12 protein-coding genes are annotated in these 12,609 nt (G+C 64.9%); 4 read left to right on the forward strand and 8 right to left on the reverse strand.

Annotation, left to right across the window (positions count from 1 at the left end):
* Window positions 1-7: 7 nt before the first annotated feature.
* Genes AC3A84_RS10685 through AC3A84_RS10705 form a run of 5 tightly spaced genes read right to left on the reverse strand, consistent with a single transcriptional unit; the run spans window position 8 to window position 5,073 of the window.
* Window positions 8-2,155: a type IV pilus secretin PilQ gene (locus tag AC3A84_RS10685; protein WP_487969600.1), complete on the reverse strand. Its 2,148-nt coding sequence runs from the start codon at window positions 2,153-2,155 to the stop codon at window positions 8-10.
* Window positions 2,156-2,158: 3 nt separating this feature from the next.
* Complete coding sequence (locus AC3A84_RS10690; RefSeq protein WP_487969601.1) at window positions 2,159-2,704, reverse strand: pilus assembly protein PilP; 546 nt, start codon at window positions 2,702-2,704, stop codon at window positions 2,159-2,161.
* Window positions 2,701-3,375 (reverse strand): type IV pilus inner membrane component PilO, encoded by a 675-nt coding sequence (locus AC3A84_RS10695; protein ID WP_487969602.1) that lies wholly within the window; start codon window positions 3,373-3,375, stop codon window positions 2,701-2,703. The genes AC3A84_RS10690 and AC3A84_RS10695 overlap by 4 nt, the downstream gene beginning before the upstream one ends.
* A gap of 4 nt (window positions 3,376-3,379) precedes the next feature.
* The gene (locus AC3A84_RS10700; RefSeq protein WP_487969603.1) at window positions 3,380-3,997 is read right to left on the reverse strand and encodes a PilN domain-containing protein; all 618 of its coding nucleotides are present in this window, start codon (window positions 3,995-3,997) and stop codon (window positions 3,380-3,382) included.
* A complete protein-coding gene (locus tag AC3A84_RS10705) occupies window positions 3,994-5,073 on the reverse strand; it encodes a pilus assembly protein PilM (protein WP_487969604.1) in 1,080 nt (359 codons plus the stop codon). Before AC3A84_RS10705 ends, AC3A84_RS10700 begins: the two co-directional genes overlap by 4 nt.
* Window positions 5,074-5,435: 362 nt before the next feature.
* On the opposite strand from AC3A84_RS10705, the gene AC3A84_RS10710 reads away from it, so the two are divergent.
* Window positions 5,436-7,826 (forward strand): penicillin-binding protein 1A, encoded by a 2,391-nt coding sequence (locus AC3A84_RS10710; RefSeq protein WP_487969605.1) that lies wholly within the window; start codon window positions 5,436-5,438, stop codon window positions 7,824-7,826.
* 95 nt (window positions 7,827-7,921) lie between these two features.
* On the opposite strand, the gene cyaY is transcribed toward AC3A84_RS10710, so the two are convergent.
* Complete coding sequence (gene cyaY / locus AC3A84_RS10715; protein ID WP_487969606.1) at window positions 7,922-8,254, reverse strand: iron donor protein CyaY; 333 nt, start codon at window positions 8,252-8,254, stop codon at window positions 7,922-7,924.
* 9 nt (window positions 8,255-8,263) lie between these two features.
* Between cyaY and lptM the strand changes: the two genes are divergently transcribed.
* The 3 genes from lptM (at window position 8,264) to AC3A84_RS10730 (ending at window position 10,705) form a co-directional block, all read left to right on the forward strand.
* Window positions 8,264-8,521 carry an LPS translocon maturation chaperone LptM gene (lptM, locus tag AC3A84_RS10720; protein ID WP_487969607.1) on the forward strand — a complete coding sequence of 86 codons (258 nt, stop codon included), beginning with the start codon at window positions 8,264-8,266 and terminating at the stop codon, window positions 8,519-8,521.
* A complete protein-coding gene (gene lysA / locus AC3A84_RS10725) occupies window positions 8,518-9,810 on the forward strand; it encodes a diaminopimelate decarboxylase (protein WP_487969608.1) in 1,293 nt (430 codons plus the stop codon). Before lptM ends, lysA begins: the two co-directional genes overlap by 4 nt.
* A gap of 97 nt (window positions 9,811-9,907) precedes the next feature.
* Entirely contained in the window at window positions 9,908-10,705 is a 798-nt protein-coding gene (locus AC3A84_RS10730; protein WP_487969609.1) for an oxygen-binding di-iron domain-containing protein, read from the forward strand.
* Between the two features lie 99 nt (window positions 10,706-10,804).
* On the opposite strand, the gene AC3A84_RS10735 is transcribed toward AC3A84_RS10730, so the two are convergent.
* Window positions 10,805-11,440, reverse strand: a complete 636-nt coding sequence (locus tag AC3A84_RS10735; protein ID WP_487969610.1) for a protein-methionine-sulfoxide reductase heme-binding subunit MsrQ — start codon at window positions 11,438-11,440, stop codon at window positions 10,805-10,807.
* A gap of 125 nt (window positions 11,441-11,565) precedes the next feature.
* Window positions 11,566-12,564 (reverse strand): protein-methionine-sulfoxide reductase catalytic subunit MsrP, encoded by a 999-nt coding sequence (msrP, locus tag AC3A84_RS10740; RefSeq protein ID WP_487969611.1) that lies wholly within the window; start codon window positions 12,562-12,564, stop codon window positions 11,566-11,568.
* Window positions 12,565-12,609: the final 45 nt, after the last annotated feature.

Here is a 12,609-nt window from a genome sequence, read left to right on the forward strand (position 1 = left end):
CCTCTTATTACCGAACCGGTCCCTTGTCAGAAATCACCTTAGGCGTGATGAACACCAGCATCTCCCGCTTGGTGGACGACCGCGTGCGGTTCTTGAAAAGGTTGCCCACGACGGGGACATCCCCCAGCACCGGGATCTTGTTTTCCTGGTTGGTCTCTTCCATTTCGAAGATACCGCCGATCACCACGGTGCCGCCGTTCTCGACCAGCACCTGGGTCTTGATGTGCTTGGTGTCGATGGCCACGCCCTGGGTCGTGCTCTCACCGCGGCTGTCCTTGTTCACATCCAGGTCCAGGATGATGTTGCCCTCCGGCGTGATCTGCGGCACCACTTCCAGCTTCAGGACAGCCTTCTTGAAGGCGATGGTCGTGGCACCGTTGGGTGCCGTGACCGAATACGGGTATTCGGTACCCTGCTCGATCAGCGCCTTGGTCTGGTCGGCCGTGATCAGCCGCGGGCTGGAAACGATCTTGCCCTGCCCATCGGCCTCCATGGCGGAGAGCTCAAGCGCCAGGAAGCGATTGGCGGCCGAATTGAAGATCGACAGCGCGAATGTACCCACGCTGGAGACACCGGCCACCGAGGCCGGCAGGTTGACGAAGTTGCCCCCCACGTCCACCGCTGAGCCGAAACCCGTCGAATTGATGGCGTTGGAGTACCCCGTGCCCACAGCCACACGGCTGTTGCCGCCGATGCCGTAGCCGCCATCGCCGCCGCGGTTCGCGCGCAGATCGCCACCGCCCAGGCGCACGCCCAGGGAACGACCGAAGGAGTCACGCGCCTCGACGATGCGCGCCTCGATCATCACCTGCCGCACCGGCACATCCAGCGTCTGCAGCAGCAGACGCACTTCTTCCAGCTTGGAAGGGGTGTCGGTCACGAAGAGCTGATTGGTGCGCGGTTCGGCCAGGGCGCTGCCGCGCTCGGACAGGAAGCGGTTGCTCTGGCCGGAGGCGCCCACGCCCCCCGAGCTGTTGCTGGTGGACAGCTGGGTCACCATGTCAGCCGCCTTGGCGTAGTTGAGCTGGTAGGCTTGCGTGCGCAGGGGCTCCAGCCGGCGGATGGCCTGGGCGGCCTCGAAGTCTTTGCGCGTGCGCTCGTCGATTTCATCCTTGGGCGCGATCCAGAGCACCGTGCCCGACTTGCGCATGCCCAGCCCCTTGGCGTCCATGATGATCTGCAGCGCCTGGTCCCAGGGCACGTCCTTCAGACGCAAGGTCAGCGCGCCCGTGACCGTGTCCGACGTGACGATGTTGAAGTTCGTGAAGTCGGCGATCACCTGCAGCAGCGAACGCACTTCGATGTTCTGGAAATTCAGCGACAGCTTCTCGCCGCTGTAGCCCGGGCCCTGCGTGAGCTTGCTCAGGTCCACCTTCTTCTGGCGCACTTCCACGACGAACTGGCCGTCGCTCTGGTAGGCGCTGTGCTCCCAGTCACCGATGGGGTCGATCACCAGACGCACACGGTCGCCCTGCTGCGATGCGGTGATGAGCTGCACAGGCGTGCCGAAGTCGGTCACATCCAGCCTGCGGCGCAGCCCCTCGGGCAGCGACGAGTGCATGAACTCCACCACCAGCGACTTGCCCTGCTGGCGCAGGTCCACACCCACCTGGTTGTTCGGCAGGCTGACCACGACGCGCCCGGCGCCGTCGCTGCCACGGCGGAAGTCCAGATCACGCAGGGCCTGGACGTTGCTGTTGCGATCCTCAGCGAACACGACCGGCGCCGCCTGGGTCATGCTGGGCGTGGCATTCACGGGAGAGAGCCGAACCAGCAGCGTACTGCCCAGCACCTCGGCCTGGTAGGCGGTCGGCTGTTTCAGATTGAGAACCAGCCGGGCACGGTCGCCGGTCTCGACGATATTGGCCGACTTGACGTTGCCCTGGTTGATATCGATGAGGGAGCGGCCCGTGCCATTGCTGATGCCCGGAAAGTCCAGCGCGATGCGGGCTGGCGACTGGATCGAAAACCCGGTAGGCACCGAGCCCAAAGGTTCAGACAACTGGATGCGTACCGTTTCCGTGCCGCCTTGCACGGTGCCGGTGACGGATTCGATGGTCCCCTTGGCGTAAGCAAAGGTCGTCATGACTGCCGCACCTGCCATCAGGGTCGCCGCGCGAAGACACCCGAGCCATGGGCGGTTTTTGTAGTTCATTGCTTACCTCTTTCCCTCTTGCAGATCCAGGGAGGTCATGCGCTCGACCCAGTCGCCGCTCACATCCTGCACGATCTCTCGGATCTGTATTCCCGTTTCGGTGATCTTCACGATCTTCCCGTAGTTCTGACCGACGTAGTCGCCCACCCGCACCTGATACAGCAGTTTCTCGACCCGCAGCAGGGCCGTGGGCATGCCGGCCTTGTTCAGGCTGCCGACCATCGTCATCGCATCCAGCGGATAGGCCTCCAGAGGCTGCTTGCGGCGCGCCATCTCCGGCGACACCAGAGAGGAGACGGCACTGACCTGCGCGGAATCGCGCCGCAGGGCCTGGGTGAGCTTGGCGACATTGAACGGATCCATGCCGGATTCGCCCACATAGTTCTGCGGAATGAACTGCTTGGGTTCGGTGATCGGCACCACCCGAGGGCGTATCGAGGCGCGCAGTTCCTGCATCCAGGTGCGGAGCTCCTCCTCGCCCGAAGGGCCGCAGCCAGCCAGAAAAACGGAGGCGAGCAATACGGCTGACAGACAGCGGGCAGACGTCATTTCTTCTTCCCTGCTGCTGCGTTGCGCTGCGCCTGGATCTCGTCGGCGTCCAGATACCGGAACGTCCGGGCTGTGGCGTCCATCGTCAGCACGGACGAATCCTTGGACGCCGCGATCGACAGATTGTTGAGGGTCACGATGCGCGACAGGTTGGCCACGTCCGCGGCGAAGGCGCCAATGTCGTGGTACTTGCCGGTCACGCGCAGCGCGATAGGCAATTCGGCGTAATAGTCACGTACCACGACCTGCCCAGGACGGAACAGCTCGAACTGAAGGCTGCGGCCAAGGCCGGCCTGGTTGATGTCAGACAGCAGCGCGGACATTTCGGCCTTGCTGGGCAGCTGTTTTTCGAGCTGTATCACGTACTGCTGCACCTGCTCACGCTGCTTCTTCAGTTCGTCGAGGTTCACTGCCTTGACCAGCTTGGCCTGGTAGTCGGCCCGCAGCGTCTGCTCGGTGGCACGCTCCGCATCGAGTTCGGCTTCGTAGTCGCTGAGCTTGACGAACCAGAGCAGCACAGCGACGCCCACGGCGATAGCCACGCACAGCAGCACCCGGGGCACGATGGGCCAACGGGACGGATCCTTGGGGTCGAGGTTCTGGAACTGGCGCCGCAAAACATCCTGCAGTTGGGCGAAGTCGACGTTGGAAATCTTCTTGGAGGTCACCATGCGCTTACTTCCTGGCCGTACCGGCGTCCGGCTGCGTTGCGGCCGCCGTCTTCTGCACTTCGCTGCTGCGCACCAGACGAAAACGAAGGGTGAACGAAGCCACACGCCGCTGGTCGCGCGGCGTCAAAGCCACATTGGCCGCCACGATCTCGATCAGTTCAGGCTTGCTGAACCAGGGCGTGTTGTCGGTGAAATTGCGCAGCATTTCCGAAACGCGCTCATTGGACTGCGCCATGCCCTGCATGGTCACCATCTCGCCCTCCTGCTTGAGGCTGGTGATATAGACACCATCGGGCAATTGCTTGACCAGCTCGTTGAGCAGATGCACAGGAAGGTTGCGGTCGGACTGCAAGTCCTCCACCGCCTTTTGGCGGGCCCGCAGTGCGGTGATCTCGCCTTCGAGCGTGGCGATTTCCTTGATCTGCCCTTCCAGCACGGCGATCTCACGCTTCAGGAACGCATTACGCCCCTGCTGGTCGGAAATCATCATCTGGAACCACCAGTAGATGAGCCCGGCAATGAGGAGCCCCAGCATCGCGGAAGCCACCATGGTGGCCTGGTAGGCCTCGCGCCGCCGCTTGCGGGCGGCTTCCCGATGAGGGAGTAGATTGATCAGGATCACTGCAGGAACCTCCGCATGGCCAGGCCACAGGAGGTGAGGTACGACGGAGCCTCACGCAGCATCTTCTTGACGCGCACGCCGCTACCGATTTCCATGCCGTCGAAGGGATTGACGGTCGAACAGGTGAAACCAGACGTCTTGACAACCGCTTCGGTCAGGCCAGGCAGGGGAGCAGAGCCGCCGGCCAGGAGGATGTGGTCGACGCGGTTGTGCGGCGTGCTGGTAAAGAAGAACTGCAGAGCCCGGCTGATTTCGTGAGCCATGCTTTCCACGAAGGGGCGCAGTACCGCTGCAGCATAGTCTTCGGGTAGATCGCCGCTGCGCTTCTTGCTTTCGGCCTCTTCGTGCGAGAAACCGTATTGACGGACGATCAGCTGGGTGAGTTGCGCGCCACCAAAGGCCTGGTCGCGGTCGTAAACCACCTCTTCATTGCGGATCACCTGCAGACTCGTGGTGAGCGCGCCGACCTCGAAGAGCGCCACCAGCGCGTCCTTGCCTCCGCCAGGCAAGGATTCGATCAATCGGCCAGCCGCCAGACGGGATGCGTGGGATTCGATGTCCACGATGACCGGCTTGAGGCCCGCGGCCTCCGCCAGGCCCTGACGGTCCTGCACCTTCTCGCGACGTGAGGCGGCGATGAGCACATCCACATCACCGGGCATGCTCTTGCTGGGCCCGACGACGCAGAAATCGAGGCTCACTTCGTCCAGGGAAAAGGGGATGTACTGGTTCGCCTCCGACTCGACCTGCACTTCCAGCTCCTGCTCGGACATGCCGCCCGGCAGCGAAATCCGCTTGGTGATCACGGCAGATGGCGGCAGCGCGAGGGCCACGTTCTTGGTGCGCGTACCGCTCTTCTTCACAACGCGGCGCAATGCCTCGGCCACCTCGTCGAACTTTTCAATATTGCCGTCGATGATCCATCCGCGCTCCAGCTGCTCGATAGCGCAGCGCTCCAGCACGACGGCACCGGATTTATCGCGGCCGAGCTCCACCAGCTTCACGCTGGATGAGCTGATGTCGATACCCAACAGGGGCGCCGACTGGCGATTAAACAAAGACCCCATTGAGATCAAGATTGGCCTCTCGTGAAACACCCATAGGCGCAACAAAACCTAACACTTCACATGCATGCTAGCAGTCGTGCGTATGCCGGCAAAGTATTTTGCCCAGGCGTAACATATTCGTCGTTGTCAAAAGCAGACGATCCGCGAAGCGGATTACGGACAAAGCGACGAGCGCGAGCGCACACCCCCGGCATTTTGGAGGTAGCGCGCTGAGGGGTTTCCAGATAATTCAGCGGTCCGCACGGGGATTGCTGCGCAGGGATGCAAGCTCCAGGGTCTTGGACGAGCGACTCTTGCCCGGATGAAGAACGCGTAAGGCCGTCATTCCTTTAATTTTTATAATGGCGGGTTCCTCCTTCCCAAAGCGCGACATGCCGCCCAACGACACAAAACCCTCGACCCCTCCTGCTTCGCGGCCCACGTGGTTGAGAGTTCTCCTGCGCATCCTGACCTGGGTGGCAGGCTTGGCGGCCGCCGCCGTACTGGCGGGGATGCTGACGGTCGCCGTGGCGCTGGCCGTGGCCTACCCCAATTTGCCTGACATCTCCGACTTGGCCGACTACCGTCCCAAGCTGCCGCTCCGGGTCTATTCGAGCGAGGGCGCGCTGCTGGGTGAGTTCGGCGAGGAGCGACGCAACCTCACGCCCATCGGAGACATCCCGAAAGTGATGACGGACGCAGTGCTGGCCATCGAGGACGCTCGCTTCTTCGAGCACGGCGGCGTGGACTACAAGGGCATGGTGCGTGCGGCGTTGGCCAACCTGGGGCGCGTGAAGAGCCAGGGCGCCTCCACCATCACCATGCAGGTGGCGCGCAATGTCTATCTGTCTTCGGAAAAGACCTTCACCCGCAAGATCTACGAAATCTTGCTGACTTTCAAGCTCGAGCATCTGCTGACGAAGAACCAGATCCTCGAGATCTACATGAACCAGATCTACCTGGGCAACCGGGCCTATGGTTTCTCTGCCGCTGCCGAAGCGTATTTCGGTAAGCCGCTCAAATCCATCTCGATCGCCGAAGCGGCCATGCTGGCGGGCCTGCCCAAGGCTCCCTCGGCCTACAACCCGATCAGCAACCCCAAGCGCGCACGCATCCGCCAGCTCTACATCATTGAGCGGATGCAGGAGAACGGCTTCATCACTGCAGAGCAGGCTGCTGCCGCCAAGACCGAGGAACTGAAACTGCGCACGGGCAATGACAACACCCGCGTGCATGCCGAATACGTGGCCGAAATGGTGCGCCAGCTGATCTTCGCGCAGTACGGCAACGAGGCCTACACCCGCGGCCTGAACGTGTACACCACGCTCAACGCCGGCGACCAGGACACCGCCTACGCGGCCCTGCGCAAGGGCATCATGGACTACGAGCGCCGCCAGCACTACCGCGGCCCCGAGAAGTTCGTCACCCTCCCCGACGACCCGCAGGAAGCCGAAGAAGCGATCGACGATGCGCTGGCCGGCCACCCCGACAACGGCGATGTACTCGCCGCCGTGGTGCTGCAGGTCAGCCCCAAGCGCATAGTGGCCGCGCGGGCGAATGGCGAGCCCTTCGAGATCACGGGCGACGGCCTCAAGCCGGTGCAATCAGGCTTGAGCGACAAGGCGCCGCCCAACATCAAGATCCGCCGCGGCGCCATCATCCGCGTGGTGCAGACGCCCAAGAACACCTGGGAAGTCACGCAATTGCCCGAAGTGGAAGGCGCCTTCGTCGCGGTGGACCCGCGCAACGGCGCCATCAAGGCCCTCGTGGGCGGATTCGACTTCGACAAGAACAAGTTCAACCACGTCACTCAGGCCTGGCGCCAGCCCGGCTCCAGCTTCAAGCCGTTCATCTATTCGGCGGCCCTGGAAAAGGGTTTCACACCGGCGACGATCATCAATGACGCGCCGCTCTTCTTCAGCGCTGGCGTGACCGGCGGCCAGCCGTGGGAGCCCAAAAACTACGACGGCAAGTACGACGGCCCGATGACGATGCGCACGGCGCTGGCCCGTTCCAAGAACGTGGTGTCTATCCGGATCCTGCAGGCGGTGGGCCCGAAGACGGCCCAGGCCTGGGTCGGGCGCTTCGGCTTCGATCCGGAAAAGCACCCGGCCTACCTCACCATGGCGCTGGGCGCGGGCTCGGTTACGCCGATGCAGATGGTGTCGGCCTATTCGGTCTTCGCCAATGGCGGCTACCGCGTCAACCCCTACCTCATCAGCCGCGTGACGGACCACAAGGGACGCATCCTGTCGGACTTCCAGCCCCCGGCGCTGGCCGAGAACATGCGCGCAATCGATGCGCGTAACGCCTTCATCACCGACAGCCTGCTGCAGGAGGTGACCCGCACCGGCACCGCCGCGCGCGCGCAGGCCACCCTCAAGCGCCCCGACATCTACGGCAAGACCGGCACCACCAACGACGCCATGGATGCCTGGTTCGCCGGCTTCCAGCCCACCATCGCTGCCGTGACCTGGATCGGCTACGACACCCCGCGCAATCTGGGCAGCCGCGAAACCGGGGGCGGCCTCGCCCTGCCGGTCTGGATCAGCTTCATGGAGCGCGCGCTCAAGGGCGTGCCCGTGGCCGAGCCCACCGTGCCCCCGGGCGTGGTGAACGTGGGCGGTGAATGGTTCTACGACGAATACGCCCGCAATGGCGGCGTGGCCAGCGTGGGCGTGGACGACCATGCGCCGGCACCAGGCAGCGCCCCCGAAGTGACCCCCGCCGCGCCACCTCCGCCCGAGGAGCGCAGCCGGATCCTCGACCTGTTCAGGAACTGATCGGCAAAAGAAAAAGGGGTGGCCACTGGGTCCACCCCTTTCTTTTATCGACCGCCCCTGGGGCCTGGCCCTCAGTCCCTCAGGAGGCCATCACGTCATTGGGCATCGAAGCGCAGCGCCATCCCCGACTGCAGGCTGGCGTTCTGATTGAGCATGGCAAAAAACTCGCCGCCGCCCTTGGTGTCCTGCCAGTGCGCGCCGTCGAAGCGAAAGTGGTAGCCGCCGGTGCGCGCGGCCAGCCAGATTTCGTGCAGCGGCTTTTGCTGGTTGATGACGATCTGGCTGCCATTGCCGAAGGTGATGGTGATCATGCCGCCCACGCGCTGGCCGTCCAGGTCGGCGTCGGTGGCATCGTTGATCCGGTCGCAGCCCTCCTCCACCTTGAGCAGTAGTTCTTCGGCGCGATCCAGGAATTCGAGGTCCGTCATAATTTGCAGATGTTGAGAGCTTCCCAAATTCTAGTCAGGGCGCTTGTCCTTGCAGGCAGTGCGGCGGCGATTGCCGGCTGCGGCCAGCGCGGCCCCCTCTACCTGCCCACGGAACCGGCAGCGGCCCAGCGTGCCACGCTGCCACAGACGGTGCTGCCGTTCCTGAAGCAGGACAACAGCTCGCCGCCCACGCCGGCCGCGCCTTCCGCGCCGGCTTCCGCTCCCGCCGATCCGGCCTCTTCCGCCCTGCCTTCTTCCCGTACATGACCTCGACCCCCCTGCCCGGCCACCCGCACATCGCCTACCGTGACGACGCGCTGTTCGTCGAAGACTGCTCCCTGAGCGACCTCGCCCGCCAACACGGCACGCCGCTCTACGTGTATTCCAAGGCGTCCATGCTCGATGCGCTGGCGGCCTACCAGCGGGGCTTCGCAGGTCGCAAGGTGCAGATCTGCTACGCGATGAAGGCCAATTCTTCGCTGGCGGTGCTGCAGCTGTTCGCCCGCCAGGGCTGCGGCTTCGACATCGTCTCGGGCGGTGAACTGCAGCGCGTGCTGGCCGCCGGCGGCGATCCGCGCAAGATCATCTTCTCGGGCGTGGGCAAGACGCGCGCCGAAATGCGCCAGGCGCTGCAGGCCGGCATCGGCTGCTTCAACGTCGAGAGCGAGCCCGAGATCGACGTGCTCAACGAAGTGGCGCTCGAGCTGGGCGTGCAGGCTCCGATCAGCATCCGCGTGAACCCCAACGTGGACCCCAAGACGCATCCCTACATCTCCACCGGCCTCAAGGGCAACAAATTCGGCGTGGCCCATGAGCGCACCGTGGCCACCTACCAGCGCGCGGCCGCGCTGCCGGGCCTGCGGGTCGTGGGCATCGACTGCCACATCGGCTCCCAGATCACCGAAGCGACGCCGTACCTCGACGCGGTCGACCGCATGCTCGACCTGGTGCAGTCCATCGAGGCAGCGGGCATTCCCATCCATCACATCGACTTCGGCGGCGGCCTGGGCATCAACTACAACGGCGACACGCCGCCCGCGGCCGATGCGCTCTGGACGCAGCTGCTGGCCCGGCTGGATGCGCGTGGCTACGGCGACCGCCAGTTCATGATCGAGCCCGGCCGCTCGCTGGTGGGCAATGCCGGCGTGTGCCTGACCGAGGTGCTGTACGTCAAGCCCGGCGAGCAGAAGAACTTCTGCATCGTCGATGCCGCCATGAACGACCTGCCCCGCCCGGCCATGTACCAGGCCTTCCATGCCATCGTGCCGCTGCACGCGCAGCCGGCCGCCGGCGCTGCTGCGGCCCAGGTCTATGACGTGGTGGGTCCGGTGTGCGAGAGCGGCGACTGGCTGGGCCGCGACCGCGAGCTCGCCGTGCAGCCCGGGGACCAGCTGGCCGTGCTCTCTGCCGGCGCCTACTGCAGCGCCATGGGCAGCAACTACAACACCCGCACCCGCCCGGCGGAACTGCTGGTGGACGGCAGCGCGGCGCACCTGATCCGCGCCCGCGAGACGGTGGCCGACACCTTCCGCAACGAGCGGCTGGTCGCGGGCTGAGCGCCTGCGCCATCCGCAGCCGACTTGACCCGTATCAATCTGGCGGCGGCGGGGCGGCCGTAGAGTCGGTGTCTTTACCCGACATGAGAGCGCCGCCATGGCCCACCAGCAACCCGTGGAGCTGTACCGGGACGCGCAGCACGCCTGCCTGATGTTCACGGACCTCATCGAGGAAGATGGGCAGGCGGTGCAAGCCAACCAGTTCCTCATCGTGGATGGCGACACCGGAGCCATCATCGACCCCGGCGGCAACCTCGCCTTCAACGAGCTGTTCATGGGGATGAGCCGGCATTTCGCGCCGCACAAGCTCTCGTACCTGATCGCCTCGCATGCCGACCCGGACATCATCGCGTCGCTGGACCGCTGGCTGACCAGCACCCGCGCGCGGTTGGTCATCTCGCGGGTCTGGGAGCGCTTCGCGCCGCATTTCGCCAAGGCCGGCAAGACGGAGAACCGCGTGATCGGCGTGCCCGACGGCGGTGGACGCCTTCCGCTGGGGCGCCACGAGCTGGTGCTGCTGCCCGCGCACTTTCTGCATTCGGAAGGCAACTTCCACTTCTACGACCCGGTCAGCCGCATCCTCTTCACGGGCGATCTGGGCGTGTCGATGACCTCGGGCGCCCAGGCGCGCGTGCCGGTGACGGACCTGGCGCCGCATATCCCGCGCATGGAGGGCTTCCATCGCCGCTACATGGTGTCCCAGAAGATCCTGCGGCTCTGGGTACGCATGGCGCGGCAGCTGGACATCGCCATGCTGGTGCCCCAGCACGGCGCACCACTGGCAGGGGCTGCCATCGCGGACTTCTTCGACTGGATCGAGCAGCTGCAGTGCGGCATCGACCTGATGGACCAAGCAGCCTACCAGGTGCCCACGGTGATGATCGACCCGGTGTGATTCCAGGCCACGCCACCGCCACGCGCAGCCCGTGCATTCAAGAGAAAAACCGCTGGAGCGCTTGATTCACGTGCGCTTCTCGCTATATTTTCAATAGCATCATTCAGCTGATGCAGAGGCTGGCTTGCGGCCGGGCTTGGGGTGCTTCCAGCGGTGCCACACCCGCCAGCCCAGCAGCGCCAGCACGATGGAGGCATAGACCCCCACCTCGGCAAAGTTGTTCTTGCCGGCGCGCATCCAGAAGAAGTGCAGGAGGGCCAGCCCCGCCGCCACGTACACCGCGCGGTGCAATGCCTGCCAGCGCGTGCCGCCGAGCCATCGGATGGCGCGGTTGAACGAAGTGGCGGCCAGCGCCAGCAGCAATGCGAAGGCCAGCATACCCACCAGGATGAAGGGCCGCTTGGCGATGTCGGCCGCGATGTCGCCCAGCTCGAAGCCCATATCGAACCAGCTGTAGCACAGCAGATGCAGCAGGGCGTAGAAGAACACGAAGAGGCCCAGCATGCGCCGAAGGCGCGCCAGGGCCGGCAGGCCCAGCTGCACGCGCAGCGGGGTGACGGCGAGCGCCACGCACAGCAAGCGCAGTGTCCACTCGCCGGTGGAGCGGATCAGGGTCTCCGCCGGGTTCGCGCCCAGCTGGCCCGCCACGGCGCCATAGACGAGCCAGGCCAGCGGCAGAAGGCACAGCAGGAAAACGAGGGGCTTTGCGGCGGAGTGCGCCAGGATCTTCTTCATGCGTGGGGCCCCGAGCGGGTGGAGAGGGCCGCTCCACGGGCCCGGGGCACGGAGCGCCCCGCACACAACGCGGTGGACGGCGGATAGCGGACACGGCCGGGGCGCTCCAGGCGCCCGCAGCCTCCTCAGTAGTTCTTCTTCAGGTCCATGCCCGCATACATCTGGCCGACCTGCTCTTCGTAGCCGTTGAACATCAGCGTCTTGCGCTTCTTGGCGAAGAGGCCATCCTCGCCGATGCGGCGCTCGGAAGCCTGGCTCCAGCGCGGGTGATCGACGTTCGGATTCACGTTGGAATAGAAGCCGTATTCCTGCGCCGCGGCCTTGTTCCAGGCCGTGCTGGGCTCCTTCTCGACGAAGCGGATCTTGACGATGCTCTTGGCACTCTTGAAGCCGTATTTCCAGGGCACGACCAGGCGCACGGGCGCGCCGTTCTGGTTGGGCAGCACCTCGCCGTACATGCCGAAGGCCAGCAGCGTGAGGGGGTGCATGGCCTCGTCCAGGCGCAGGCCCTCGGTGTAGGGCCAGTCCAGCACGCTGGAGCCGACGAAGGGCATGGTCGCCTTGTCGGCCAGGGTGACGAACTGCACGTACTTGGCGCTGCCCTGGGGCTCCACGCGCTTAATGAGTTCGGACAGCGAATAGCCCACCCAGGGGATGACCATGGACCAGCCCTCCACGCAGCGCAGGCGGTAGATGCGCTCTTCCTGCGGGCTGAGCTTGAGCAGGTCTTCGATGGCGAACTTGCGCGGCTTGTTCACCAGGCCCTCCACCTCCACCGTCCAGGGCGAGGTCTTGAGCGTGTGGGCGTTGCGGGCCGGGTCGGACTTGTCCACCCCGAACTCGTAGTAGTTGTTGTAGGTGGTCGCGTCCTTGTAGTCGGTGACCTTGTCCATCGCCATGGCACCCGCCACGGCCGACTTGCCGCCCGGCAGCGCCGCCAGCTTGCCCGGGCGGGCCACCTGCGCGGCCATCGCCTCGCGGCTGGCCCAGGATGCGAGGGCCGCCCCTGCCGCGCCGGTCGCCATCCAGCGCAGCATGTCGCGGCGCCCCTCATAGACGCCGCGGGGCGTGATCTCGCTGGAGTGGGGATGTTGGAAGCCGTTCTGGCGGGAAGGAATCAGCATGGGGTTCTCCGTTTCAGGTCCTGGCCGCGCCGCGCTGCCCTGGCA

The sequence above is a fragment of the Paracidovorax sp. genome, from assembly GCF_057642795.1.